This is a genomic window from Dysgonomonas reticulitermitis (assembly GCF_054601275.1).
Genome location: NZ_BAAHWU010000013.1, coordinates 29,110 through 55,983, shown reverse-complemented (window position 1 = coordinate 55,983; position 26,874 = coordinate 29,110). Strand labels below are relative to the sequence as shown.

Below are 26,874 nucleotides of genomic sequence, written 5' to 3'. Positions count from 1 at the left end.
AAGCGGTAGCCATAGAATTTTATTTAGCATTTCTAACAATGCTTTTTTGTCAAAGAAATATTAATAAATAATTTTCATGGTTGCCGCTTTCTAATATGGCAATTCACTTCAAACCAAATATTATAAAATGAATATACTAAAGTATACCAGATTGTTTATTCTGAAGAAAGTACAGTTTCTATTAATAATTTTTATAATTTTTATCTACTCCTGCAAAGGTGAAAGGCAAGAAACCGATGATAGTTATTCCTATATATTAATAGATTCATTATCAAACAGGAATATAATAGAAGACAATATTGATAAATGCCGATTCATAAAATTAGAAACAACAGATGACTGTCTTATCGCAGCAATATTAAAAATGGAATTCGATGATGAGAAAATTTTCATTAAAGACTCCAATGATAAATTGTTTGTTTTCGATAACGAAGGAATGTATTTGCAGACAATAGGAAAAATAGGTCCCGGACCGGACGAGCTATTAAACATGTTTGATTTTTATCTGGATAAAAAAGAAAATACTGTAAACATTCTTGACATATATAAGTCGGAAATATTTAAGTATTCTTATTCAGGGGAATTATTGGAAAAGGTTAAGCTTGACCGTGATTTGTTGAGAAATACATCTAAAGTTGCATTATTAGATGATAATCACCTGTTAATGCTACAAGATAATGATCATTCGTCCTTATTTAATTATTTGGTTTTTGATACAAAAAAGAATGACAGGAAAGAATATTTACCATATATGGCTGTTGGAAATATGAGTTTGTCATTTGGAAAACCAACATTTGCGCAAGCCGGCAAATCAACCTATATGTGTGCATTTTTATCTGATACGATCTATAAATATGATAGCAAAACAACTGCGGTTATTCCCCATTGGATATTCAGAAATGGATTAAAGCCTGCTACAAAAGAAGATTTTGACGGGAATGATTATGAATTGGGATTGGAGGCTATATCAACAGCAAAAAATAAAAATTTATCAACAGGGGTAATTGAATTATATTCAACGGAAAAGTATCTGCATTTCACGTTTAATATGGATGGGAAAGCATATCGTGTTTTCTTTGATATGGATTCAGGTCTAGGTTCATATTATGAAATGGTACCGACAGATACATACACATCTTTTAATAACCTGATAGCAACAACCGATAAGGCTTTTGTCTGCGCAATCCCTGTGGAAGAAGCCCTTTCTGAAAATAGGGAAATAAGCTCTGATATGACACAAATACTGAAGAATTCACAGGAAGATGATAATCCCATTTTAGTATTTTATAGTTTTAATTAAAGAATAGATATGTGGAGTAGTATCAGATATTTAATAATAACAGTATCAATATATTTAATAATGGCAATATTGGTGTGTAATTGTACAAAAAAAGAAGAAGTGCATACATCAATGATAAATCCATCTCCGTTTGGATGGGGTACATCTTTAATCGGTGACACAGTAAAGATTCAAGTGTCTTATACCAATCTTACAGATGATATCGTGATTATTGATTATATCGATACTCCTTGTGGATGTATAACAGCAATTCCAAGAAAATTTGTAGTTGAAAGAGGTGATTCTTCTATTATCGATATTAATTATACACCTACAGATCTTGGTTATACTGAGAAAAATCTGTTTCTGTATTTAAAAAAGAAGGAATTCCCTGTTCACTTTATGATAAAAGGAAAGGTTGTAAAACGCTAGATTACTAACAAAAAAGACAGGATGAGAAAATTAAATATGTCATCCCGAAATTTATTGGCTCATGAAAAAGAAAATTTTTGGAAGTCTTTTGGTTTTAGCTATTGCTGCTGTGGCGGCGTTTAATGTAAATTTGAATACACAGGATAGCAATTTGTCTACTTTGGCATTGGCTAACGTAGAAGCACTGGCACAGGAAAGTGGAGGTGGAGTAACATGGAATTGTAGTACATATACATCTGAAACATATAATCAAGAAGGATATGATTACGATTGTGGATATTATATAGTATCCAAATGGGAAACGAGATCCTGTAACAATGGAATTATCACTTGGTGTTATCCTGGCTATATTACAACATATTATAATTGTAATGGATCTGTGTCATCGGTAAATAATCAGACTAATACTTCGGGATGTCTATAATTAATCTATTTTAAAACTATACAGAGAGGTGTATCAAACCTCTCTGTATATAAAAACACAAAATTATGAAACCATTAAAAATACCCATTTTTTATTTGAACATTTATTTGATTTTAGCATCTTGCTCTTCCCCTACCAAACGAGGGAATCATGAAGATTCTAATAAATTTACGGCATTGAATACTAATCAAAATACTATTATTATAGATATAGACAATATCCAAAGAGAAAAATTTATCTACCTATCGGATTATTTTAAAAAAGTCCAGCCAATTGCTTTAGAAAATAGTGAAGAAACATTGATTGGAAGGGTTACTAAAATAATAGTGCTTGATGAATTTATCTTTATCTTGGATAAATCGTTTTCCAAAAGTTTATTTATTTTCGATAAAGGAGGCAAATTTATTCGAAAAATAGGACATATTGGAAATGGTCCAGGAGAATTTGTTGATATATCAGACTTCACAATAGATTCGGACAATCATATTGTTTATTTATTAGACTCACATTCTCAGAGAATTAATTGGTACGAAATTTCTTCCGGCAATTTTATTAATTCAATAAGAATTAAAAATGATTATGTGAGAAGCTATCATATTCAGTATGTTGGAGGGAAAATCTATGCCGATGCTTATTCCCCGGTTCAATCGGAAAATAATTTTTTGTTGAGAACCTTAAATCTTTCTTCCGGTGAACAAGAGTCTTGCTGGATGAGCGAGAGTCAATACAATAAAGGCTGGGGTGAATTATTTTTTGAGCGAAATAATCAATTTATCTCAAATACTACTTCTTTTGCTCGTTTCAATCAGATATTTATGGATACGATTGTAAGTATAACGTCTGATGGTATCTCACCTTATCTTGCCATACAAAGCAGAGATTTACTTACGAAACAAGACCTTCAAGAAACAAAGGATAAAGAAGCGAATGACAGATATTCTTCTTTGATGCAGGTTAATAAAATATATGGAATTAAAGACTATTTAGAATTTGGTAAGTATATTTATTTTAAATTTCAACAAAAAAATTCGATGTATCCTGTTTTATATAGCTCTGAAACTAAAAAAACGCGGATAGCTGGAGCATTTATTGATGATTTGGTTTATTCTAAAGATATTGCCCGGACAATACTTCCTACATTTTATTATGCTAATTCAGGCATGGTTTATGGTGTGCTTCAGCCTCACGAGATAAATCGCTTTATAGAATTATCTAAAGATGGATATTTATCGAATGAAATGAGTACAAATAAGGAATTGATAAGATTGACACAAGATTCCAACCCAATCATATTTTGTTATGAATATTAAGATTAGCCCATTATTGTTATTCCTATGGATTGCTTTGACACTGTTGCCTGCTTTTTTTAATATCTATAACAAAAAGGCAGATAAGCATACAATCGAATCAAGTGTTGTAAATAATTTAGACCAGAAAGAAAATGAATCTTTTATCTGTTATATGAAATTGTCTGCTGAGATACAAGATAGTTATTTCAAAAATAAAACTTCCTTTGTTGAATTTTTTAATGGAAAATATTCACTATTGATATATCGATATTCAAAAAATATGTGTAATAGCTGTATTGAAGAAGATTTGTCGGAATTATATAATTATCAGTCTATAATAGGGAAAGACAAGATACTTGTCCTTCCCGCTTACGATGACACAAGAGATGATAAAATTATTCTTATGAATGAACTCTCTCGTTTTAATTATAAAAATCTATCCGGTCATAATTTACTTGTTCCTGTTGATTTAGACATGATTACTAAACGTTATTTTGCTTGTATAGATAGTATTGGAAAAATAAGTATGATTTTTTTTCCAATTAGAGGAAAGCAAGAACTAACTCAAACCTATTTTTCAGAAATATCAAAAAGAATAAAATGAAAAAGAAAATTTTTGGAAGTCTTATAATATTAGCTATTGCTGCTGTGGCGGCGTTTAATGTGAATTTGAATCTAAACCCGGAGAGCACTTATCTATATTGGCATTGGCTAACGTAGAAGCACTGGCGCAGAGTGAAGGCGGAGGTGGTATGACACTTAATTGTTGGAATACAGTCACTAATGATCGGACTTTGGATAATCCTGTGTTGAGTACTCATGTAACATATTGTGGTTCATGCAGTGCTGTTCTTGCGACTTCTTATAGTAGTGCATCAACGTGTAAATCTAAATAATAAAGTATATAAATTAAACATTAAAATCTATGAAAAAATCTTGCATTATATTATCTATTGGCGCTATAATTCTTTTTGCTGCATTTAATCTAAACATAAGCAGTAATGAGAAAACTACCTCATCGCTAAGTTTAGCTAACATAGAAGCATTAGCACAAAATGAAAATCCTATAGCTGATACAAGATCTTGCCATCAAACAATAAGTATGGAAGGTTCTGGCAATCCTACTCATGTGACATATTGTGGCTCGTGCGATGCTCAATTAGCCAGAACATGGTCTAATAGTGGGTCATGTAACCATATATATCCTCTTTAAAAAGAATGAAAAAAATAATAATTTTAACAATTACGTTTCTATTGATCGTACTTTCAGGATGTAATGGAGATGTAAAATATAGTTTATATACAATCTCTTTTGAAAAAGAAATAATAAGGAAAGTATATGTAGAAAAAGAAATAAATGAGGTAATGAGACCCGATTTTGTTTCTAAAATAGATGATAAGATTCTTGTATTATCTGGCATTTCCGACACAATGGTTCATGAGTATAATCTAGATATGTCGTATATTAGAAGTTGGGGTAATAAAGGAATAGGTCCCGATGAGATAGCAAATTTCCCTATGTTTTGTAAGGGAGATTCTCAGGATGAGACTTTATATTTATGGGGATTTTCTCCTGTTACTATTAGGAAATATTCAAAGAATGAGGGAGACATTTTCGTAAAAGATAAAGATATCATATTGCCTTATTACGAAGCTTTCAATTTTATGAGTATTTCCAAGGATAGTATATTTTATTATTATGATGTAAACAATTTACTCATAAAGAAAATATTTTTAAATTCCTTGAAAGAGGAGTCTATTAATTTTGAAAAAGATATTGATAATGATAGGTCTTCTGCTTTTTATTCAAATCGGGGAACAATGGATGTAAATTCTGAATATATAGTTTATGCTTATATGTATAAGAATCAAATTGACATTTATGATAAGGAAAGTATGTCTTTAAAAAAACGATATATTACTGAAATAAATGGTCTAGATACAGATCAATACGATTTAATAAGATACTATACCAACGTTGTAATCACAGATAAGTATATTTATGCATATAAAGTAGATAATCATCGTAGACACCTTTTAGAGATATATGATTTTGATGGAAATCCGATAATGAAAAACATATTGGACAAACCTATTCCTTTGTTTGCTGTTGATGAATCTAACAAGTCTATTATTGGTTTTAATTTCAATGATGAAGATTCTTCATTTATATATAAATTTCCTGAATTGTGAATCGATATATAATAGAGGAAGATGTATATAAATTTCTATTCTCGTATAGTGTAATTTAGAGTTTAAAATTTTGAAATCTGCGTGATTTCATGGCTGTTGAATTGAAGCGAAGCGTAAATCGGCGGAGCCAAAGGATAAATGCAGCTAAAAACAACAAAATAATTTAAAAATTAAAATTAATACAAATGAAAAAGAAAATTTTTGGAAGTCTTATAGTAATAGCTATTGCTGCTGTGGCGGCGTTTAATGTGAATATGAATCTAGCTCAGGAGAGTAATATGTCGGCATTGGCATTGGCTAATATAGAAGCATTGGCAACGCCTGAAACTGGAGCAGGGATAACAACGCAAATTGATTGTCAAAATAATGGTGGATATTGGAATATGGCTTTAGTCTGTTCTTCCAGTGGCGTGACAAGTCAAACCTGTGAAGTTTCCGGTAAATTAGTAATCTTGGGATTTACAATTATTGATGGTTCATTTAAACAAGGAAAAACATATACTGTTGCTTGGGAAAATTGGTCGTGCATAAATTCCACAGGGAATTGCTGTATTGCATCATCCCAAGGAATACATATATTATCATAGTTTTGTTAATAAGTTCTCTCAGCTATTTTTTGCGTACTTATTCTATGCGAAAAATAGCTGAGAGATATTAGACATTATATAGAATAAACTTTGAGACTAGTGATTATCAATTAGTTATAATTAAAAAATTTCAAACTGCTTATTTTCAGTATATTAAAAAATATATTATTTTGTAAATACTTGATAATCAATTAAAATAAACTCTTATTCAATATAAACTCTATTATATAACAAAATAAATTTCCACAATGATATAAAAATAAATGACATGAAGAAAATAAATTATTTGATACTTTTAATTGTGGCGCTATATTCCTGTAATGTGGTAAAACAAGAAACGGAATTAATTCGGTTAACATTCAATAATACTGAATCAGAGCCATTACAGACTCAACCTCAATTTGCAAACATCGAAATTGTCCCTCTCGAATCATCACCCGAATGTTTACTGCGTAACATTGAAACAATTGATATATGTGATTCTTTAATTTTCATAAAGGACATTGGGAACCTTTACATATTCAAGAGAAATGGTGTTTTTATTTCTCAGGTTGGCAAATACGGAGAAGCTCCTGAAGAATATATTGATTTGAGTACATTTTATGTTGATGATAAAAAACAACAAATTGTAATTATTGATGCAATGAAAAATTCATTGATTAAATATGATTTTAGAGGGAACTATATTGAATCTGTTCGTGTTCCTTTGCAAGCCATTAAATCAACTCAACAAGCCATATTTATAGAGGAAGAAAATTTGCTTTTAAACCATTACATCAATTTTGAAGACAACATGGCATATACCTCGTTAAACGAGAAAACGCCTGAAGATTTTACTTCTTATCTCCCATACAATCCGATTACGGTAGAAAAGTATATGTATTCTCTTAGTAAACATCAAATGACAAGGAGTGAGAACGGCGTTGATTTAATTATGCCGTTATGCGACACCATCTTTAGTTATTCCAATGGAAATATGGAAGCTAAATACCTTGTTGATATACCGGCGCAAATTGCTCCTCGAGAAAAATTTCAAACGAGTGTGGAACAATCCTATTCCCGTCTTGTGTCTAAGTATGGTAAGGATGGTTTCTTTACCGGTTTTATTTCCATTTATGAAACAAAAAATAAAATACTTTTGGAATATAAACACAAAGGAATCCTTCTGGGATTTTATATGGGAAATAAAGACACTTTAGAAGGAGATTATTATTTGAATACAATTGATAATGAAATTAAAGAATTTCCTTTTTTTCAGATAAAACATGCTTATGATAATGCTTTTGTCGGAATAGCAGAAGCTCAACACTTGATAGATATAAAGGAGAAAATAGTTACAGGAGAAAATAATCAGTTGATCAAGTTAAAACATCTTGTCGAAACTTTAAAATACGATGATAATCCCGTATTATTCTTTTATCAGTGAATATTGATTCAAAGGAAAAAAGGAGTGGTATCGTCTCACTATTTCATACGTAAATATTCGACCCGTGAAAAAGAAAATTTTTGGAAGTCTTATAGTAATAGCTATTGCTGCTGTGGCGGCGTTTAATGTGAATATGAATCCAGTTCAGGAGAGTAATATGTCACCGTTAGCATTGGCTAATGTGGAGGCGTTAGCGCAGAGTGAAACCAACAATAATCCTTACTGTCATAATGGAGGAGTAGGAGCTACATCATGTGCAATTAGTTCTGGAATTACTATCGTGATATTAGGTGGTGTAACTAAAGGCTGTACTGTTACTTGTATTACAGGTTATTATGCTTGTTGTAGTATCCGTTGCACATGTGTTTCAAATTCATAATTTATTTATAACTAAATAGTTACAAATAAATTATGTTTCTTGGATACAAAAAGACCAGGAATAGATGCCCTTTAGAGGCATCTATTCCTGAAATCTTCAAACCATCTTAAGCATATTTAAGTAAGTTACTAACATAAAAAATATCAAATTATGGAGAAAAAAAATATCAAATCAGTTATTATAGTTTTACTATTTGCAATGTCATTATTTTCTTGTAAAAAATCAGTAACCCATTCGACAGAAGTTCTGTCTATTAATGTTGATGCTGCAAAGTCAATAGATATTAGTGAGGGAAAATTGATTGAATTGGAAACTACGGATTTATCATTATTATACGAAATTCAGCAAATTGAGTTTTTAAAAGAAAAAATGATTATTTTGTCGAGAGAGAAAGTCGTTGTCTTTGATAAAAATGGAAAATTCCTTTTTAATATCAGCGGTAAGGGAGAAGCTCCCAATGAATATTTCAATCTTGCAAATATATTTGTTGTAAATGGATTTATTCATTTATTCGACCACATGTCTAAAAAAATCTTGTGTTTCGACGAAGATGGGAATTTTATATCTTCGACGAAGATAAACCAAAATGACCGCTATCCGTTGACGGATATTTACCCTTTGAAAAATGGCAAATTTATTGGAAAAAATATGTTTCAAGGCGATCACATGGTTATCCCAGCAGGAAGTGTATTAGACGAAAACTATCAGTTTGTTAATACTGTTGAAGGAAGAAATATTACCTCCGGAATGACAATGAGTGATAATTTTTATCAATACAACGATCAAATACTTTATTGGGAACTGCTGAATGATACTATTTTTTCCATTGTTGATTATAAAAAATTTGAACCAAAATATTTTATTGATTTTGAGCAATATTCAATACCTCGAAGCGAAAGAAATAGAGATATTTATGATTTGATAGATTTTACAAATAAGCAGGAAAATAGAAATAGATTTGCAAGTGTTATTGGATATATCAACGAAGATGATCATTATCTGAGGTTTAGATTTGGTTTTAGAGAACAAACTCATTATGTATTTTATGACAAATTGAATAAAACATCCAAAGCATATCGTTTTGAGGATAAAAATAGCAAATTCAATACAGTTGGTGGATATGCCTATTATAACAATGGGTACATCTATTTATCTATCATGTCAGAAACCGACATAGAAAATAATCCGTATTTGGTTGTTTTTGATGAAACTATTTTCAGAGAAAAGTAAAATAAAAATAATATGAAATATATTTGTGTAATTATTGTAATTATTGCCATAGCAACAACTACTATGTGGTTGAACTCTTATTCGAAATTACAGCAAGAGAAAGAAGAATGTAAACAGACTTCTTCCAATATTTTATTTTTAAATAATGATTTGAAGGAAGATCAAAATGCATTAATACAAAATGAAGGATGTTTTTTAGACACAACTTTAATTTTGACTGATTTAAAAAATAATCCAATAAAGATTGACAGCCTTTTCTTAAATGGTACTTATTTAGTGTTATTTTTTTCGTCAGAACACTGTGGTGATTGTGTAAATTATAGCTTAACTCAATTAAGAAATTTCTTGTTAAATACAGAAACTAATAAGATTTTGATTTTTGCCTCAAAGTATCGGTTAAGAGATTTATTTGTTTTTGCCCGTTCTCATCAATTTGATGATAAGATATTTTATAACATAGAGTCATTAAATATCCCAATAGAACAAATACATAAGCCATTCATGTTTTTAATAAATAAAAATTTAAGGCCAACTCATTTTTTTATACCAAAAAAAGAAATACCAGATCAAACTGATAATTATTTGAGTATCATGAAAACAATTCTTAACATACCCTGTCATTCCACGCTTGACGCAGGATCTCCTGATGTACGTCAAACACTTTAATTTATAATTCAGGGATGGGTGAAATCCCTACCTTTAGGTGGATCCTTTTTTATTAGAAATTATTAAAGAGAGTTTTCTGTATATAATAGACATTATATAGAATAAACTTTGAGACTAATGATTATCAATTAGTTATAATTAAAAAATATCAAACTGCTTATTTTCAGTATATTAAAAAATATATTATTTTGTAAATACTTGATAATCAATTAAAATAAACTCTTATTCAATATAAACTCTAATGAACAATTATTAATACGAAATTAAATTATTTATGAAAAAGAAAATATTAGGAGGTATAGCAATATTAGCTATTGCTGCTCTGGCGGCGTTTAATGTGAATATGAATCTAGTTCAGGAGAGTAATATGTCACCGTTAGCATTGGCTAATGTGGAGGCACTGGCGCAGGAAAGTGGAGGTGGAGTAATATGGAATTGTAGTACATATACATCTGAAACATATAATCAAGAAGGATTCGCGTGAGTGTCGACTATAAGTCGATTGAAAGATGAACTGAAAGTTCTTTGGTATGCACAATAATATGATGAATACAACCTCATCAATATTGATCGAATATCAATACTAAAACTCTCAACAGAATATGATTGACATAGAGATATTTAAATATTTATAGAAGCTGAAAGCCTTGCACTGAAGTGCATAGTTTTAACTAGCGAACCTGAAAAATAAAAAGTTAATACAGGCCTATTCCAATGATACCCAGTATGAATGTACAATATGCATAAGAGGTACTTCCGGTGTAGTCCGGCACGTCCCCGTTACGGATAGTAATGAGTTTCGATGATGTTAATTACAGGTAGTTGTACTAATAATAAAAATAAATGGTGAAAAAAGTTTTTCATACAAGTAATGTATCCTTAAAGAAAATGTCAAAAAGCATACTTCAGTGGTTACTTTTTATTTTGGTAGCCTTTGTATTAGCTATCTCCCTACGAGTTTTCATATTCGATACCTATACTATCCCCACCCCATCCATGGAGCCGGCAATAATGTCCGGCGACCATGTGGTGGTGAATAAACTTATACCCGGCCCACGCATTATAAAAAACTTCTTCTCATTAGGCAAGGGAGAGAAACCAATCTTTAAAAGGCTGAGAGGATTTGGTGTAAAGCGCAACGATGTCCTTATCTTCAATTTCCCTTATTCCGACTGGGAACGTCTGGACTTGGACATGAACGTATACTATGCCAAACGTTGTGTTGCTATCCCGGGAGATACTTTCTACATAGAAGATGGGATATATAAGGTCAAAGGGTTGCCGGATACGCTGGGTTGCCTTAAAAACCAGCAGGCTTTGTCCGGAAAGAAAAATAAAGAGTTCGACTTTCATATATTCCATTGCTACCCTTATAATGGGTATTATAACTGGAACATTAAGAATTTCGGGCCCCTGTATGTTCCTGCGCAAGGTGATAATATAACGATTGATACACTGAATGCCATATTGTATAAAAACCTGATAAGCTACGAAACGACAAAACATATAAAAATCAAAGACGGGACTGTCATGCTGGGGGACAGCATCATCAGGGAATACACATTCATGAAAAATTACTATTTTATGGCCGGGGACTACGTCTTTGATTCCAAAGATTCCCGTTACTGGGGATTGTTGCCGGAAGATCACATTGCAGGGAAAGTTGCCTTTATATGGAATAACACAGACGTTAATACGAAGAAAAAATCATGGGGACGGTTTCTTAAACCAGTCGAATAATAAAAATATAAGAACCGATAATGTTAAAGCGAATACTTAATCTAATCCTGATATTACCATTTATACTGGTATTGTGTACAGTTTTCATCGTAAGCCACGACCTTGCAAATGGAGGTGTTTCAGGAAAATATTTTTGGTTTTTCCTGTCTGCCAGTTTAACATCCGGCTCATCTTTTGTATTATTCCTGTTAAACAAAAAAGATGTTGTATTTTCATATCTTGACTTATTCGTTGTCTTATTTTCAATATCAGTTTGTGTCGTTTCCTGTTATAATGGAGATATAATAACGAATAAGCTCGTTTTATTAGTATTAATAACCATATTGTATTTTCATTTCAAGGTACTTTTCATCCAGCAGAAATGGGCTCTTTCCTTGTTGGTAATATTCTTCATCTTTACAGGGTTTGCCGAGGCTATATGGGGATTGAAGCAGCTCTATGGGTATTCGCCGTCACTACATTCATTATTCCGGACAACAGGATCTTTTTTCAACCCGGGTCCTTATGCCGGATATTTAGCTATGATCTTACCCCTTGCATTTTATCATCTGCTAAATGACTATAAAGTATTTAATAAAAGGATCAACCGCTCTTATCTTCCTTTTTATTTCAGGTGGGGCGTCTCCGCGGTAACTTCCCTAAGCATTCTTTTAGTTTTACCGGCAACAATGAGCAGGGCCTCGTGGGTAGCAACCGTTACAGGATGTCTTATCGCTTTTGCTTTTTACTTTTTTAAGCAAAAAGGCAAACCTAAACGATTAAAAAATTACATGGAAAAGAACAAAAGGAAGGTGTTCTTAATATTTACATCCATTATTGTTTTTGTAATCATATCATCCCTTTTACTTTACCATCTGAAAAAAGACTCCGCAGACGGCAGGGCTTTAATATGGAAAGTGTGCATGGAAACAATCAAAGAAAATCCTCTGGGAGTAGGAATTGGTCGTTTCGCAGATAATTATGGCAGTATGCAGGCCAAATACTTGATGCGTGAAGACGCATCAGAGCAGGAACAGTTCGTGGCGGGAAATCCTGAATATGCATTTAATGAATACCTGCAAATATGTATTGAATTTGGAATAGTACCATTTTTAATATTCTTAGCTATTATTGTATACGTTATATTCAACGGGATGAGAAACAGGCAATATGCTTCTGTAAGCACCTTTTTTGCCTTATTAGTCTTTGCTGGTATGTCATATCCGTTCCGTATGCAGCCATTTCTTATTTCTTTTGTTTTTTTAGTTGCGGCTTGCTCCGGTAAACGACAACCGGGCAGTGTTTCCTGCAAGAATATAAAGGTATATTGTGCTTTGGGTATTTCCACCCTCATTGTCAGTATATGCCTTTATAACAGATACCCGATGTACAATGCCTATAAAAAATGGGATAAGAGCAAAACCTTATATACAAACAATCTATATACAGATGTTGTAAAAGAATGTAAGAATATTGCCCCTTATTTGTCCCATGAAGTCCAGTTCCTCTTCGAATATGCCCAATCCCTCTCAAAAACAGGACTATATGAGGAAAGCAACACCGTATTAAACCGAGCTATGGCAATAAGCTGCGATCCGATGCTGTATAACATAATGGGGAAGAATTACCAGTATCTTAAAAATTATAATCTTGCAGAAGAATACTTTAACAAATCAGCTAGGATTGTACCAAGCCGACTATACCCTTATTATCTTCTGGCAAAACTCTATGATGAAATGGGAGATAAAGAAAAAGTTTGTCAGATGGCTGAATTTATCCAATTGAAAGAAGCCAAAATCCATTCTATGGCTGTAAATGAAATGAGAGAAGAAATGAAATCAATATGTGAAAAATATAAAATTAAATAATTATGGAAAAGAAGATTATATTTTGCATCGCTCTAATGTCGGTATTATATTCATGCTCAGCCAATAAGGAAAATGAAAAGGAAGAAAATGACAAAGTAACCGAAATAGCCAATGATAAACCGGTGGAAGTAAGAGCTAAACTTCTGGAATATCAAGATTTCAATTATGAACTGATTTCCAATGGCATAATCGCCGCTTTGAATAAAGCTGACTTACGTTTTCAGTCGCAAGAGCATATAGTGAAGATACATGTAAAAAATGGACAGAGGGTGACTAAAGGCCAAAAGTTGGCGGAGCTGGATAGGTTCAAGTTAGAGAATAGTATGGAACAGGCGCTGGAATCATTAGAACGGGCTAAATTGGATTTGCAGGATGTACTTATTGGTCAGGGATATTCTCTCAGCGATTCCACACGGATACCACAGGAGGTAATGAGAATAGCGAAAATCAGGAGTAATTATGAACAAAGCCGTAATAATTATATAATGGCTAAGTACAACTTGGACATGGCGACATTATATGCACCATTTAGCGGAGTAGTGGCAAATCTGACAGCAAAGGAGTATAACCTACCTGGCAGCGAGCCTTTTTGCACAATTATTGATAATCAGAGCCCCGAAGTAGTGTTTAATATCCTCGAAAACGAATTGCCGTTAATCAAACTAAATGATAAGGTTATAATATCCCCATTCTCGGAAACCTCGTATACAATGGAAGGACGGGTATCAGAAATGAACCCTATAATAGATAAAAATGGGATGGTTAGGGTAAAAGCGGTAATAAGCAACCGTGACAGCAAAGTCCACGAAGGTATGAATGTAAAGGTCCGTGTTCAGCGCTTATTGGGTAAACAGCTTGTAATCCCTAAATCGGCACTGGTATTAAGGACGAATAGGAAAGTGGTATTTACATTGAAAGATAACAAGGCCATATGGAAGTATGTGGAAACAGCGCAGGAGAATTCCGACAGCTATGTTGTTATTCCTGATAAAATAAATGCCGGGGATAGCATCATATATGAAGGTAATATGAATTTGATGGATCAGGTGCCCGTAATACTCAAACAGTAAATTATTAAGAATAGAAGAAAAGGGCGGGCTATTATACATTCCCGCAAAGTTTGCAACATAAGCTCCGCCCCGGCTTCCTCCTAAAAAAGAAAGGAGGTGACTGCAAAGATAAATAATTGAAAACTGAAATCTATGCGATTTCATGGCTGTTGAATTGAAGCGAAGCGTAAATCGGCGGAGCCAAAGGATAAATGCAGCTAAAAACAACAAAATAATTTAAAAATTAAAATTAATACAAATGAAACAGAAAATTTTTGGAAGTCTTATAGTATTAGCTATTGCTACTGTAGCGGCGTTTAACGTGAATTTGAATCTAGCTCAGGAGAGCAGTATGTCGGCATTGGCATTGGCTAATGTGGAAGCGCTGGCAGGTGAAAATGGTGGTCAGGGTATCTTTAAATGTGAACCAGGTTATAATAAACTTATATATACGGATATTCAATTTTGTAATGGTACTTATGGTCCAAAAACATATCAAGAGACTGAAGTCTATACTTGTAGCGCTACGACTGAAGTTTATGGTAGCTGTAAGATAGGACAAATTCATACATATTATGTATGCGATATGGTACATAGTAGACATGACTTCACAAGCACCAAAAGCTGTTCTCTGTTTTAAATTAGTATAAACCAAACAACAACGGAACGGGAGGTTTCCTGTTCCCTTGTTGTTTACCAAGTAAACCCAAATAATATGAAAAATAAAACTACCTCATTTATAGTATACATTGTTTTGTCTGGCATCCTTGTTTCCTGTTCTGGAGGGAAAAAGGGCTTGAAAAATAGTTTATCCATTTCCAAGTTAAATAAGAATGAAAATATTATAAGCATCGATTTAGACCAGAATATAGCTAAAAATGGGTATAATATCCAATATACTTCTTTCTTATTTAAGAAAGCCACGCCTGTAATCCTGGAAACCACGCCTGAATCGCTACTAAGCTCAATAGATAAGATTGCAGTATATAATGACCTGATACTGGTCATAGACTTCAGGGTTGCCAAAGGGGTCTTTGCCTTTAACAAAACAGGCGAGTTCGTTAGGAGGATCGGCAGGATAGGGGACGGCCCGGGAGAATATATCAGGCCAAGTGATTTCACCATCGATACGGATAACCAATTGTTGTATATTATAGACAACCAACGGAAAATCAACTGTTACAGGTTACCCGGGGGCGAATTTATCAGTTCCGTAAAATTACAGGATGAAAATATCCGCAGCAATTACATCCAGTATTATAACGGAAAAATGTATGCGGATGCCAACAGTTATGTGGATGTGGAGGATGAATGCATGCTCCGTGAAATAGACCTGAAGACGGGAAAGCAAACCGCATGCTGGCTTAGTAATAAGGAATATAATAAAGGCTTCAATTGCCGGCATGGGGATAATATTTTTTTTACTGCAGAAAATCCATTCTATGATTCTCCGTATTCCGGACCTAAATTTGTGCAGTCATGTATGGATACGATTATAGCCCTGGACAAAAATGGAGTAGTTCCTTTTTTATCGGTCAAGAGTGAAAACTTTATTACGACAGAAGATATACAAAAGGCAAGAAAAAATGATGGTAATAGTGAAATTTCTCTTTCAAGCAGGCTTACACAAATGAAAAAGGTCTATCAAATTAGAGACTATGTTGAGGGGCGGGATTTTATTTATTTTGAGTATAGTACCAGTACTCAAATAGGAACGGTAATGTACAATACAAAAGAAAATTCGACAGATTTTGTTTCATTTATATTGGATGATCTGATTTACAAAACAAATTTCGATAAACAGGAATTTGGAATACTTCCCGACTTTATATATTCGGATAAGGATGGTATTTATGGTTATGTTGATATGCATTTTATGGAAGAATTTATCAGGCATGTACATGAGGGTAAGCTCAATCTGGATAATATACAGGTGGAAAAACTAATGAAACTAACAGAGGATTCTAACCCTATATTATTTTACTATGAATATGAATAAAGTTATATATATTATTACCGGAGGCGCAGTTATCTTCGCTATTCTTATTATCCTTTATATAAATATCGATTCCCGTAATAAGAAAAAAGAAGATATCACAGGCAATTTGCAGCATGAGGATAGCCGCATCGATCCACGGATGTTACTACATTCGGTTCAACTGTCCGCAGAAATATATCAAAGCTTTTATATGAACCGGGAATATTGGAAAAATAATCTGAAAAAGCCTGTTTTAATATACAGATATCCGGAATATATGTGTAAAAGTTGCTACAACGAGGATATTGAAGAATTATTAAATTTTCAGAAAGAAGAAGGTAAAGATAAGGTACTGGTTTTGCCGGCATTTGAAGATAATAGAGAGAATAGAATCAAGCTGAGGAATGAACTGGCTAAATTCAATTATATCAATACTCCTTTAAATTTACTGAAAATCCCTGATTATCAATATGAGGAAAATCAACAACGCTATTTCGCCGTTCTTAATAAGGAGGACGAAATATCAATGGTTTTCTTCCCTCATTTTGGCTATAGGAGATTGACCGAAGATTATCTTTCGGAAATAAAAAAGGTTTTGTGAAATATATAAGATATAGATAATGACATTGATACAAATACAGAGCTAACCTATGATCAAACATCTCATTCACCGTCCCATATCGGTATTGATGGCCTTTACGGCGCTTTTTATATTGGGTATAATTACCTATATCAATATCCCGGTATCCTTGCTGCCCGATATCGCCATACCCGAAATATCAGTTCAGATATCCGGGCAGAATACTTCTGCCCGGGAATTAGAGAATACAGTTGTCAGCAAGGTACGTCAGCAATTGATGCAGGTGGGGAAGTTGCGCGATATACGCAGCGAAACTCGCGATGGCAATGCAGTAATTCACATGAGTTTCGAATATGGAGCCAATACCGACCTAGCCTTCATCGAGGTGAATGAGAAGATCGATGCGGCTATGAACTACCTGCCCCGCGAGATAGCCCGTCCCCGGGTGATAAAAGCCAGCGCGACAGATATCCCGGTATTTAGCCTTGATCTCACCCTGCGTACCGACAGTAGTTTCGAACAAACCGACGTCACTAAGTTCATCGAGCTGAGCGAATTTGCTGAAAGCGTCATCCGGCGCCGTTTCGAACAATTGCCGCAAGTGGCGATGATAGATATGTCGGGGATGATAAAAAAGCAAATCATAATCTCACCCGATCAGAAAAAATTAGACATCAGCGGGATAACCTTATCAGATATAGAAGGCGCGTTGAATAATAACAATGTCGACCCGGGGAGCATGGTTGTTCGTGACGGGTACTACGAATATGTCATTCGTTTTTCCTCCATACTAAGAACACTGGAAGATATTGAGAATATTTACATCCGTAAGAATGAACGTATATATCAGCTGAAAGACTTGGCTAAAGTTGAATTTGCTCCGGAAAAAGAACAAGGTATGGCTATATACAACGGCAAGCGTGCAATTGTGCTTTCGGTTATAAAGCAATCGGATGAAAATATGAGTAGCATGCAGAATGCCATGAATGAAGTTGTAGAGCAATTCAGAAAGGACTTTCCTGAGATAGAATTCAATATGACGCAAAATCAGACAGAACTTCTCGACTATACAATATCCAATCTGCAACAGAACCTTATTCTAGCGTTTATTTTTGTATTTCTGATTTCTGTCATTTTTCTGAAAGACGGACGTTCTTCTGTCATTATCGGTTTGAGTCTGTTTGTTTCACTTATAATCAGCCTCTTATTTTTCTATCTGTTTCATGTTTCACTGAATGTAGTCTCGTTGACAGGCTTGATTCTGGCATCGGGAAACATGATAGATAATTCTATTGTCGTCACCGATAATATCGGTCAGTACCGGAGCCGGGGTATGGTGATAGACGGAGCCTGCGTCGTGGGAACCAAGGAAGTGAGTATTCCGATGCTGAGCTCTGCATTGACTAATATTTCAGTATTCCTTCCTCTTATTTTTATGAGTGGGATAGCCGGAGCTATATTTTTCGATCAGGCATTTTCCGTTACAGTCGGACTCCTGGTTTCATACCTTACAGGGATGACACTTCTTCCTGTACTTTACAGACTTGTATATTCGGTGAAGATACCTTGTTTCTTCCAAATCAACAAAGATACGGAAATACAGAAGGAGGAAAAAGAATCCATAGCCCAGAAGATTTATCATAAAGGGATCGATTGGGTCTTCTCTCACAAGATATTGACTTTGATTTTTATGCTTGTCCTGTCTCCTTTGTGCATTGGATTATTTATGACTATCAAGAAAGAAAAGATGCCGGATATCAATCAGAATGAGGTAATGGTTCATATTGAATGGAACGAGAATATTCACATAAAGGAAAATTATGGGCGTTGTATCCTTTTCTTTAAAGCATTAGAGTCCCAAACGGAAGAAAATGCCGGATTAGTAGGCCAGCAACAATTTCTATTGAATAGAGACCGTGATTTATCTTCTACCGAAGCGGAAATTTATATAAAAGTCAAAACAGCAGATGAAATAAATCATTTGAAAAAAAGTATTCAAAAGTATTTTTTACAACAATATCCGTATGCTTTGATAACATTTTCGCCGGTAGGCAATATTTTTGAAAAAATATTTGCAACCGGTGAAGCCGATCTTGTTGTAGAATACTACTCTACTGATAAGACACGGAATTTAGATGCGGAAACAATCCTCGCTATAGAAAAAAAACTGAAAGACATAACAGGAGAAGCTCCTGTAGGTAATTCATTCCAAAACCAGATAAACCTGCGTATCGACAGGGAAAAACTATTGCTTTACAATGTCCATTACGATCTGGTATACCGTACACTCAGAACCGCGTTTAAAGAAAACCAGTTCGCGACGCTACGTTCCCAACAGCAATACCTTCCTATAGTGTTAGGAGATGAAGAGAAAACAATTACAGAGGTTATAAATAATACACTGGTAGAAATTTCCAGTAACAATGATGGTACAAAAAATAAAGTTGCCCTCTCTACCTTTGTAACAGCTACACCGACAGAAGACTTAAAGACCATAATCGCGGGCAAAACCGGAGAGTATATTCCATTTTCGTACTATGAAACAAATAATGTGGAACGAATTATCGGGAAAGTAAAAGCTGAAGCTGTGAAAGATACGGACTGGGAAGTTGATTTCTCGGGGGGATTTTTTTCGAATAGAAAGATGATTAATGAAATGATTGTAATCCTCTTTGTTTCCATAATGCTTATGTACTTTATCCTGGCCGCGCAGTTTGAAGATTTCAGGCAACCGCTTATCGTATTGCTCGAAATTCCGGTTGACGTAGCAGCAGCCTTGGGCCTGCTGATGATAACCGGGCATACCCTAAACCTGATGTCGGCCATAGGAATAGTTGTCACCTGTGGGATTATTATCAATGATTCCATCCTGAAAGTGGACGTGATGAACCAACTGCGCAAAGAAGGCTTCACCCTAATGGAGGCTATACACGAAGCAGGCCGGCGGCGATTGAAAGCCATTTTAATGACAAGTATGACATCCATTGTCTGTATGATTCCCCTCTTATTTACGGATGACCTGGGGTCTAACATGGAAAAACCCCTCGCTATAGCCACTATCGGGGGAATGGTCATGGGAACCCCCGTAAGCTTGTTTGTAGTTCCGCTTGTATACTGGTGGATATACAGAAAGGAAGAAAAAAGAAATTTATTGGAAAAGAAATAGAATAAAGGAAGAAAAAGAGGCGGAACATTGTCTACACTCGCAAAAGATACGACAATACCCTCCGCCCCAATCTTCCCTCACTAAAAAAAGGAGGTAATGCGAAAGTAGTTATTAGAATTTGAAATCTGCGTAATTTCGGGACTGTTGAAATGATAGATACAGTTAAAAACAAATAAATAGTTTTTAAAACAATAAATTTTATAAAATAATGAAAAAGAAAATTATAGGAAGTCTTTTTATTATAGTGATTTCTGGTGTTATTGCATTTAATGTGAGTTTTAATTTGAGGCAGAAAAGTGATCCGTCAATATTGGTTCTAGCTAATATAGAAGCATTAGCTCAGAATGAAAAGGGAGAAGGTTGGGACGAAAATAAGAATGAGACCACATCTTCTATGAACGGAACTGTATATAAAAAAAGTGTAATTATTACATGTTCTATAGGAGGACCACTAACATCATGTACTCCTAGTTGTAGATATCAAGTTAAAAATAGTAATGGAACATGGACCTCATGGATGCCATGTTAATAATTAAAAACGGGAGAGTAGCCCTCTCCCTTAATCTAAAAATTAAAAATATGAAAAAAATTATATCAGTTTTTATATATGTTTTTTGTTTGTTAATAATTGTCGGATGTAAAACTGGTAATAAACAAGCTAATAATCTTTTCGCTGAGAATATTATTGAGATTAACCTCAGCACGAATAAGAATAAAGTACTGTATTCTGAATTATTTGATAGTCTGAAATATATCTGTTTGGAAACTACAGATGACATTCTTATTAAAGAAATAACACGGTTAAAATATGTAGACGAAAAGATTTATATTCTGGATAAAAGAAGCCAAACTGTATTTTGTTTCGATATGGGAGGAAAATTATGTTGGAAAATTCATAGTCTTGGACAGGGTCCTCAAGAGTATACACAACTCACCGATTTTGATATCGATGCGGAAAATAATAAAATATATCTGTTTAGTCATAGAGACAAAATTCTAGTTTATGATCTATTGGGAAATTTTGTCAAAAAATACAATATTAAATTAGGAGGCAATTCTTTCGCTTATGATGAGAATCAAATGTTCATTTATGCAGGCACGGCTTCCAACGAGAAAGATAACTCTGGGGTAAATAATTATCTGTTTCTTTTTAATGAAAATAAAAACACAGTGGAAGGAAAACTTCCTTTCAAGCCCGATAAACGATACGGTAGCGTACATAGTTATAATTCACCAAATGCATTCTGTCATTATGACGGTGAGATTCGCTTTTTTATGCCGTTTTCGAATAATATATATTCAATAAAAGGCGATAGTTTATATATAAAATATCACTTCGACTTTGGGAAATATAATTTGCCTGATAACTATTTCGACAACAACACTACAGATGATATAGGAGAATCTAAATATGCATATGGCTTAAATTCATTCTGGGAAAATAATAAATATTATTCTTTCAATATATACGTCAATCAGGAATTTTATCAGGTATTATATTCTAAAAAAGAAGATAAAGTTTACATTGGAACGTTATATGATGATATGAGCTATTGTTGCCCACCATTCTCGGATGTAACAGATGATTATATATTAGGAAGCCTTTCCGTAGAAGATTTACTTTTAATTTATAATCTCCCAAAAGAAGACAATCAAAATCTGATTCTTGAAAAAATAATTTCAGAAATCACAGAAGACGATAATCCGATTATCTTCCTTTATTATTTTAGGAAATAATATATTACTGATGAAAAAAATAACAATCCTTTCTACTTTTCTTTATTGTTTTATTGTCTTATCTTATTCTCAGACAATAAAGCTTGATCTGAGTCATAGTATCGAAATAGCCACCGACAGTTCCCTGCAGGCGTTCCGGGCGAAGAATCTCTATATGTCAAACTATTGGGAATACCGTTCTTTTAAGGCAGGCAGGCTGCCTTCTCTGTCCTTAAGGGCGACACCTATTCAATACCAGCGTGATTTTACACGGCGCTACGATTCGGAGAACAATATTGACGTATACAGACAGCAACAATCCTTATATACTTATGGGAACCTGTCTATAAGCCAGAACTTCGACCTTACCGGCGGTACGTTTTTCATAGATTCGGAACTGGGCTATATGCGTAATTTCGGGGACAATACCTATTCGCAGTTCAGTTCCGTACCGATACGTATAGGGTATTCCCAGGCACTGTTCGGATTTAACAGCTTTAAATGGGAGAAAAAGATAGAACCCCTCAAATATGAAAAAGCTAAAAAGCAGTTTCTATATTCAATGCAGGAGATATCGGAGACTGTCATCTCGTATTTTTTCTCTCTGGCTATGGCTCAGATGGAATATGATATGGCTCAGGGGAATGTATCCTCATCCGACACACTCTACCGTATAGGTGAAGAAAGGCATAAAATCGCCTCTATATCCCAGTCCGATTTATTAACGCTGAAACTCGATGTAGTAAATGCCCAAAACTCTCTGAAGAATGCGGAAATGGATCTGAAAAGATCGATGTTCAGCTTTGTATCTTTCCTGAATATGGATAAAGAAACAGAAGTCATATTAGAATTACCTGAACGCCCGGAAGAGATTAATATATCAGCCGATATGGCGCTTCAGTATGCCAGGGAAAACAACCCTGACTTCATGGGATACAGGCAGGAAATACTCGAGGCTGAAAGAGAAGTGGACAGGACAAAGAAAAGTTCCAATTTCGAGGCCAGCTTTTCGGCCAGCGTAGGGTTCAACCAGGTGGCTGATAATTTTGCAGGAGCTTATAGAAAACCTTTGCAACAAGACGTTGTAAGTATCGGACTGACTATTCCTCTTGTAGATTGGGGGGTACGCAAAGGCCGGGCTAACATGGCACGTAATAACCTGAATGTGGTTAAAATTTCTATCCGGCAAAAAGAATTGAGTTTGGAGCAGGATGTCATCATGACTGTTAATGATTTTAATACCCGGCAGAACCTGATCAGCAGCGCAGAAGAAGCGCTGAACCTGGCGACAATAGCTTATAATGTGACCAAAGAGCGGTTTATTATAGGCAAAGCAGACCTGAATAGCCTGACCCTGTCTTTAGATAGACAAAAAAATGCACATCAAAACTATATTCTAACCCTCAGGGATTATTGGTTGAGTTACTATAAGTTGCGCAAGCTGACCCTATTCGACTTTTTAGGGCAGGAGATACTGACCGAACAGTTTGACCGGATAGAAGGTATAAGAGAGTAATATTAAAATCCACTTGTTATAACGAGAATATACATATGCCTGAAAACAACGTAATACTATATAAAGAAACCGAAAAACCGAAGAGGCTACTTTCTTCTTTTTCTGTTATAATTATTTTTACCTGTCTGCTCTTTCTCGGACTGATACTGGTTCCCCAACTGTCTGTAAAACTTAATCCATCAAGGAAACATCCGGTAGTAAATGTCTCTTTCAATATGTGGGGACAATCGGCGAGGGTAATAGAAATGGAAGTAACCTCTAAGTTGGAGGCAATGCTTAGCCGGATAAAAGGTGTTCAGGAAATAAGTTCCTATTCATCTAACGGATACGGCAACATAACAGTAAGATTATCTGAACATGCCGATCCCGATATGGCAAGATTCGAAATGTCCACCGTTATCCGGCAAACATGGCCGACATTACCCTCAGGTGTGAGTTATCCTTCTATCAATATGTCAGGTACTACAGAAGAAGCGAATTATCCGTTTCTCCGTTACACAATTAATGCACCTATTTCTCCAATTCTTATACAGGAATATGCGGATAATAATATAAAAACAAAATTAGCGGAAATAAAAGGCATTGACCGGGTAGATGTTACAGGTGGCGGCAGAATGATTTATAAACTTGAATATGATTTTGTACAATTACAAAACTATAAAGTTTCTGTCAATGACATAAAATCAGCGATACAGTCATATCTCAATAAGGAATTCCTTGGGATAGGGAAGATAGACGATGAAGAAGACCAAGAACAGTGGATTCGTATAGCTCTTGTTTCAGAAAACAGAGATCAACCATTCGATCCCGCTGTAATTCAGGTAAAAAATAATGATGGAACGATTATTTACCTGGATCAACTGGCCAATACCAGTTTTGAAGAGGAAGAAACTGCAAGCTATTTCCGTATAAACGGGTTGAATTCGATTTATTTATCGCTTACTGCCGAAGATGCCGCTAATCAATTAAAACTGAGCAATCAAGTCCAACAACTAATGGCCGAACTCGAAGAATCTTTACCATCCGGTTATGAATTTCATCTATCGTATGATGCAAGCGAATATATAAAGGACGAAATGAGCAAGATATATTTCCGTTCGGGACTTACGGTATTGATTCTCTTATGCTTCGTTTTTGTTATTTATCGAAATTTGAAATATTCGCTTCTTATCATATTTTCATTAATCGCAAATATCTCTGTTGGGGTTATTTTTTATTATTTATTGAAAATAGAGCTACAGATGTTTTCTTTGGCCGGATTGACAATCTCGTTAACGTTAATCATCGATAATGCAATTATAATGTCTGACCAGATTATCCAACGGGGTAACAAAAAGGCGTTTTTTGCTATACTTACCGCTACTATTACAACAATGGGAGCCTTGGTTATCATATTTTTTATGGATGAGGGCGTCCGGCTCAATTTATTGGATTTTGTATGGGTAATTATGATAAATCTGGTCGTGTCGCTATTTACTGCTTTATTTTTGGTTCCCGCCTTAATAGACAAACTCAATATCGTAAAAAAGAAAAAGAATCGAAATTTCAGTAAGAACAAAGTAATTCGCTTGATCAAAAACAGGAATTCATTGATAATTTTCAACCGTATCTACGAGAAAGTTATTATGTTCATGTACCGCAAAAGAGTATGGTTTGCCGTAATCCTTATATTTGCTTTTGGATTGCCTGTTTTTCTCCTGCCTGAAAAAATTGAGAAGAAAGCCGAAAGGGATTACCTCACTATAAGTGAAGATAAAGAATTGGGCTTTTGGGGTGATTTTTACAACAAAACATTAGGTTCGGCATTCTATAAAGAATCTATAAAACCGGTTTCTGATGTTGTGCTTGGCGGAACGATGCGCTTATTCGCGCAAAAAGTAAAGAATGGGTCATATTCATCCGGAGAGCGCAGCGAAACATCTCTGAATATAGCAGCAACCTTGCCTAACGGTTCTACCAGGGAGCAGATGAATACCTTGATACAAAAAATGGAAGATTATATAAAACAATACCCGGAAGTGAAGCAATTTGAAACGAATATTGAAAGTGGAAGGAGAGCCGGCATACGCATATTATTTGTAAAAAAACATCAACGAAGTTCATTCCCTCATATGTTGAAATCGAGGCTTATAAGCAAAGCGCTCGAACTGGGAGGCGGAAGTTGGAGCGTATACGGTTTGGGTGACGGATTCAACAACGATGTAAAAGAGCAGGCAGGCTCCAGTAGAATAAAACTTCTGGGATATAGTTATGACGATCTCAATGTATTAGCGTTGGCTATGAAGGATTCGCTGATGCAACATCGCAGAATAAAAGAAGTAACGATAGATTCAAAATTCAGCTGGTATAAAAATGACTATATGGAATTTGTCTTTAACCTCGATAAAGAAAGGCTGGCCCAGGAAAATATCCTGCCATCCGATTTATTTCATTCATTAACACCGATGTTTGAAAAGAATGTACATGCCGGAGACTGGGTTAATAATAGCAGAATAGAACCTATCCGGCTTTTTCCCGAACAAATCGGTAAGTTGGATATATGGAACATGGAAAATTATCCGGGCAGAGTTGGAGAGAAAGGGTATAAGCTTACAGAAATAGCAACAATAGAAAAGGCTCAGGTTCCCCAGGATATTGCAAAAGAAAACCAGCAATACCGCCTTTGCCTGCAATATGAATACATCGGCAGCTACCAGCAGGCCTGGAATGTGATGGAACGTGCGATTCAGTCTTTCAACAAAACAGTCCCGCTAGGCTATAAGGCCGAAAGTGATTCTTCCAGATATTGGTGGGACCAGGGAGGAACAAGCCAATATTGGTTATTATTGCTGATAATAGTGATAATATTCTTCACCACGAGTATTTTATTCAATTCATTAAGGCAGCCATTAGTTGTTATATTTATCATACCCCTTTCGTTTATTGGTATCTTCCTGACATTCTATATATTCGATTTGAATTTTGATCAAGGCGGATTTGCCGCTTTTATTCTCTTGGCGGGAATATCGGTTAATGCGAATATTTACATACTGAATGAATATAATAATATAAGGAATGCCAATCCTCAGATAAAACCGGTAAAAGCTTATATAAAAGCATGGAATACTAAAATAAGGCCTATATTTCTTACAATTATATCTACTGTCCTTGGGTTTATTCCTTTTATGATAGGTGAATATAAAGAGGCTTTTTGGTTTCCTTTGGCAGCAGGGACAATCAGCGGATTGATATTGTCTTTTATTGCATTATTCATTTTCCTGCCATTGTTTATGGGGGTGGGGAAACGGAACCAGAATCAAGACACTCAGACATAATGTAGTAAACACTCAGAAACTGTTTAAATCTTAAAATTTGATTCTGTCAAGCATGAGTTTAAT

24 protein-coding genes and 1 pseudogene are annotated in these 26,874 nt (G+C 34.5%); all 25 read left to right on the top strand.

Annotated elements, in window-relative coordinates; genetic code table 11:
- Nucleotides 1–127: 127 nt before the first annotated feature.
- Nucleotides 128–1,300 (top strand): 6-bladed beta-propeller, encoded by a 1,173-nt coding sequence (locus ACYPZI_RS07405; protein WP_459600152.1) that lies wholly within the window; start codon nt 128–130, stop codon nt 1,298–1,300.
- A gap of 60 nt (nt 1,301–1,360) precedes the next feature.
- A complete protein-coding gene (locus ACYPZI_RS07400) occupies nt 1,361–1,711 on the top strand; it encodes a DUF1573 domain-containing protein (protein WP_459600150.1) in 351 nt (116 codons plus the stop codon).
- Between the two features lie 61 nt (nt 1,712–1,772).
- Nucleotides 1,773–2,135 (top strand): NVEALA domain-containing protein, encoded by a 363-nt coding sequence (locus ACYPZI_RS07395; RefSeq protein WP_459600148.1) that lies wholly within the window; start codon nt 1,773–1,775, stop codon nt 2,133–2,135.
- A 65-nt stretch (nt 2,136–2,200) separates the two neighbouring features.
- The gene (locus ACYPZI_RS07390; RefSeq protein WP_459600146.1) at nt 2,201–3,445 is read left to right on the top strand and encodes a 6-bladed beta-propeller; all 1,245 of its coding nucleotides are present in this window, start codon (nt 2,201–2,203) and stop codon (nt 3,443–3,445) included.
- Nucleotides 3,435–4,028 carry a hypothetical protein gene (locus ACYPZI_RS07385; RefSeq protein WP_459600144.1) on the top strand — a complete coding sequence of 198 codons (594 nt, stop codon included), beginning with the start codon at nt 3,435–3,437 and terminating at the stop codon, nt 4,026–4,028. Before ACYPZI_RS07390 ends, ACYPZI_RS07385 begins: the two co-directional genes overlap by 11 nt.
- Nucleotides 4,029–4,104: 76 nt before the next feature.
- Nucleotides 4,105–4,320, top strand: a pseudogene (locus ACYPZI_RS07380) (hypothetical protein); the annotation flags it as partial.
- A 29-nt stretch (nt 4,321–4,349) separates the two neighbouring features.
- On the top strand, nt 4,350–4,637 hold the full coding sequence (locus ACYPZI_RS07375) for an NVEALA domain-containing protein (protein ID WP_459600142.1): 288 nt from the start codon (nt 4,350–4,352) through the stop codon (nt 4,635–4,637).
- Between the two features lie 5 nt (nt 4,638–4,642).
- On the top strand, nt 4,643–5,617 hold the full coding sequence (locus ACYPZI_RS07370; protein WP_459600140.1) for a BF3164 family lipoprotein: 975 nt from the start codon (nt 4,643–4,645) through the stop codon (nt 5,615–5,617).
- A gap of 185 nt (nt 5,618–5,802) precedes the next feature.
- Nucleotides 5,803–6,204, top strand: a complete 402-nt coding sequence (locus tag ACYPZI_RS07365) for an NVEALA domain-containing protein (RefSeq protein ID WP_459600138.1) — start codon at nt 5,803–5,805, stop codon at nt 6,202–6,204.
- Nucleotides 6,205–6,472: 268 nt separating this feature from the next.
- Nucleotides 6,473–7,630 carry a 6-bladed beta-propeller gene (locus ACYPZI_RS07360; RefSeq protein ID WP_459600136.1) on the top strand — a complete coding sequence of 386 codons (1,158 nt, stop codon included), beginning with the start codon at nt 6,473–6,475 and terminating at the stop codon, nt 7,628–7,630.
- 64 nt (nt 7,631–7,694) lie between these two features.
- Nucleotides 7,695–8,009: an NVEALA domain-containing protein gene (locus tag ACYPZI_RS07355; protein WP_459600134.1), complete on the top strand. Its 315-nt coding sequence runs from the start codon at nt 7,695–7,697 to the stop codon at nt 8,007–8,009.
- A 150-nt stretch (nt 8,010–8,159) separates the two neighbouring features.
- On the top strand, nt 8,160–9,239 hold the full coding sequence (locus tag ACYPZI_RS07350) for a 6-bladed beta-propeller (protein ID WP_459600132.1): 1,080 nt from the start codon (nt 8,160–8,162) through the stop codon (nt 9,237–9,239).
- A 12-nt stretch (nt 9,240–9,251) separates the two neighbouring features.
- Complete coding sequence (locus tag ACYPZI_RS07345) at nt 9,252–9,905, top strand: hypothetical protein (protein WP_459600130.1); 654 nt, start codon at nt 9,252–9,254, stop codon at nt 9,903–9,905.
- A gap of 274 nt (nt 9,906–10,179) precedes the next feature.
- Entirely contained in the window at nt 10,180–10,389 is a 210-nt protein-coding gene (locus ACYPZI_RS07340; protein ID WP_459600128.1) for an NVEALA domain-containing protein, read from the top strand.
- A 359-nt stretch (nt 10,390–10,748) separates the two neighbouring features.
- A complete protein-coding gene (gene lepB, locus ACYPZI_RS07335; protein WP_459600126.1) occupies nt 10,749–11,645 on the top strand; it encodes a signal peptidase I in 897 nt (298 codons plus the stop codon).
- 20 nt (nt 11,646–11,665) lie between these two features.
- On the top strand, nt 11,666–13,492 hold the full coding sequence (locus tag ACYPZI_RS07330) for an O-antigen ligase family protein (RefSeq protein ID WP_459600124.1): 1,827 nt from the start codon (nt 11,666–11,668) through the stop codon (nt 13,490–13,492).
- A gap of 2 nt (nt 13,493–13,494) precedes the next feature.
- Nucleotides 13,495–14,562: an efflux RND transporter periplasmic adaptor subunit gene (locus tag ACYPZI_RS07325; protein WP_459600122.1), complete on the top strand. Its 1,068-nt coding sequence runs from the start codon at nt 13,495–13,497 to the stop codon at nt 14,560–14,562.
- A 238-nt stretch (nt 14,563–14,800) separates the two neighbouring features.
- Nucleotides 14,801–15,181 (top strand): NVEALA domain-containing protein, encoded by a 381-nt coding sequence (locus tag ACYPZI_RS07320; RefSeq protein WP_459600120.1) that lies wholly within the window; start codon nt 14,801–14,803, stop codon nt 15,179–15,181.
- A 75-nt stretch (nt 15,182–15,256) separates the two neighbouring features.
- Nucleotides 15,257–16,540, top strand: a complete 1,284-nt coding sequence (locus ACYPZI_RS07315) for a 6-bladed beta-propeller (protein ID WP_459600118.1) — start codon at nt 15,257–15,259, stop codon at nt 16,538–16,540.
- A complete protein-coding gene (locus ACYPZI_RS07310) occupies nt 16,533–17,120 on the top strand; it encodes a hypothetical protein (protein ID WP_459600116.1) in 588 nt (195 codons plus the stop codon). Before ACYPZI_RS07315 ends, ACYPZI_RS07310 begins: the two co-directional genes overlap by 8 nt.
- A gap of 49 nt (nt 17,121–17,169) precedes the next feature.
- Nucleotides 17,170–20,265 carry an efflux RND transporter permease subunit gene (locus ACYPZI_RS07305; protein ID WP_459600114.1) on the top strand — a complete coding sequence of 1,032 codons (3,096 nt, stop codon included), beginning with the start codon at nt 17,170–17,172 and terminating at the stop codon, nt 20,263–20,265.
- 208 nt (nt 20,266–20,473) lie between these two features.
- A complete protein-coding gene (locus tag ACYPZI_RS07300; protein ID WP_459600112.1) occupies nt 20,474–20,794 on the top strand; it encodes an NVEALA domain-containing protein in 321 nt (106 codons plus the stop codon).
- The gene (locus ACYPZI_RS07295) at nt 20,779–22,002 is read left to right on the top strand and encodes a 6-bladed beta-propeller (protein ID WP_459600110.1); all 1,224 of its coding nucleotides are present in this window, start codon (nt 20,779–20,781) and stop codon (nt 22,000–22,002) included. The genes ACYPZI_RS07300 and ACYPZI_RS07295 overlap by 16 nt, the downstream gene beginning before the upstream one ends.
- A gap of 10 nt (nt 22,003–22,012) precedes the next feature.
- Nucleotides 22,013–23,497, top strand: coding sequence for a TolC family protein (locus ACYPZI_RS07290; RefSeq protein ID WP_459600108.1), 1,485 nt, complete (start codon nt 22,013–22,015; stop codon nt 23,495–23,497).
- A 35-nt stretch (nt 23,498–23,532) separates the two neighbouring features.
- Nucleotides 23,533–26,811, top strand: coding sequence for an efflux RND transporter permease subunit (locus ACYPZI_RS07285; RefSeq protein WP_459600106.1), 3,279 nt, complete (start codon nt 23,533–23,535; stop codon nt 26,809–26,811).
- The last annotated feature ends 63 nt before the right edge of the window (nt 26,812–26,874 follow it).

What these genes read in the sequence shown, in the direction of transcription:
- ACYPZI_RS07395 (WP_459600148.1), top strand. Translation starts at nt 1,773, where the DNA reads ATGAAAAAGAAAATTTTTGGAAGTCTTTTGGTTTTAGCTATTGCTGCT.
- ACYPZI_RS07285 (WP_459600106.1), top strand. Translation starts at nt 23,533, where the DNA reads ATGCCTGAAAACAACGTAATACTATATAAAGAAACCGAAAAACCGAAG.
- lepB (WP_459600126.1), top strand. Translation starts at nt 10,749, where the DNA reads ATGGTGAAAAAAGTTTTTCATACAAGTAATGTATCCTTAAAGAAAATG.
- ACYPZI_RS07400 (WP_459600150.1), top strand. Translation starts at nt 1,361, where the DNA reads ATGGCAATATTGGTGTGTAATTGTACAAAAAAAGAAGAAGTGCATACA.
- ACYPZI_RS07360 (WP_459600136.1), top strand. Translation starts at nt 6,473, where the DNA reads ATGAAGAAAATAAATTATTTGATACTTTTAATTGTGGCGCTATATTCC.
- ACYPZI_RS07310 (WP_459600116.1), top strand. Translation starts at nt 16,533, where the DNA reads ATGAATAAAGTTATATATATTATTACCGGAGGCGCAGTTATCTTCGCT.
- ACYPZI_RS07375 (WP_459600142.1), top strand. Translation starts at nt 4,350, where the DNA reads ATGAAAAAATCTTGCATTATATTATCTATTGGCGCTATAATTCTTTTT.
- ACYPZI_RS07340 (WP_459600128.1), top strand. Translation starts at nt 10,180, where the DNA reads ATGAAAAAGAAAATATTAGGAGGTATAGCAATATTAGCTATTGCTGCT.
- ACYPZI_RS07345 (WP_459600130.1), top strand. Translation starts at nt 9,252, where the DNA reads ATGAAATATATTTGTGTAATTATTGTAATTATTGCCATAGCAACAACT.
- ACYPZI_RS07350 (WP_459600132.1), top strand. Translation starts at nt 8,160, where the DNA reads ATGGAGAAAAAAAATATCAAATCAGTTATTATAGTTTTACTATTTGCA.
- ACYPZI_RS07330 (WP_459600124.1), top strand. Translation starts at nt 11,666, where the DNA reads ATGTTAAAGCGAATACTTAATCTAATCCTGATATTACCATTTATACTG.
- ACYPZI_RS07320 (WP_459600120.1), top strand. Translation starts at nt 14,801, where the DNA reads ATGAAACAGAAAATTTTTGGAAGTCTTATAGTATTAGCTATTGCTACT.
- ACYPZI_RS07405 (WP_459600152.1), top strand. Translation starts at nt 128, where the DNA reads ATGAATATACTAAAGTATACCAGATTGTTTATTCTGAAGAAAGTACAG.
- ACYPZI_RS07300 (WP_459600112.1), top strand. Translation starts at nt 20,474, where the DNA reads ATGAAAAAGAAAATTATAGGAAGTCTTTTTATTATAGTGATTTCTGGT.
- ACYPZI_RS07305 (WP_459600114.1), top strand. Translation starts at nt 17,170, where the DNA reads ATGATCAAACATCTCATTCACCGTCCCATATCGGTATTGATGGCCTTT.
- ACYPZI_RS07325 (WP_459600122.1), top strand. Translation starts at nt 13,495, where the DNA reads ATGGAAAAGAAGATTATATTTTGCATCGCTCTAATGTCGGTATTATAT.
- ACYPZI_RS07385 (WP_459600144.1), top strand. Translation starts at nt 3,435, where the DNA reads ATGAATATTAAGATTAGCCCATTATTGTTATTCCTATGGATTGCTTTG.
- ACYPZI_RS07295 (WP_459600110.1), top strand. Translation starts at nt 20,779, where the DNA reads ATGGATGCCATGTTAATAATTAAAAACGGGAGAGTAGCCCTCTCCCTT.
- ACYPZI_RS07370 (WP_459600140.1), top strand. Translation starts at nt 4,643, where the DNA reads ATGAAAAAAATAATAATTTTAACAATTACGTTTCTATTGATCGTACTT.
- ACYPZI_RS07365 (WP_459600138.1), top strand. Translation starts at nt 5,803, where the DNA reads ATGAAAAAGAAAATTTTTGGAAGTCTTATAGTAATAGCTATTGCTGCT.
- ACYPZI_RS07390 (WP_459600146.1), top strand. Translation starts at nt 2,201, where the DNA reads ATGAAACCATTAAAAATACCCATTTTTTATTTGAACATTTATTTGATT.
- ACYPZI_RS07290 (WP_459600108.1), top strand. Translation starts at nt 22,013, where the DNA reads ATGAAAAAAATAACAATCCTTTCTACTTTTCTTTATTGTTTTATTGTC.
- ACYPZI_RS07315 (WP_459600118.1), top strand. Translation starts at nt 15,257, where the DNA reads ATGAAAAATAAAACTACCTCATTTATAGTATACATTGTTTTGTCTGGC.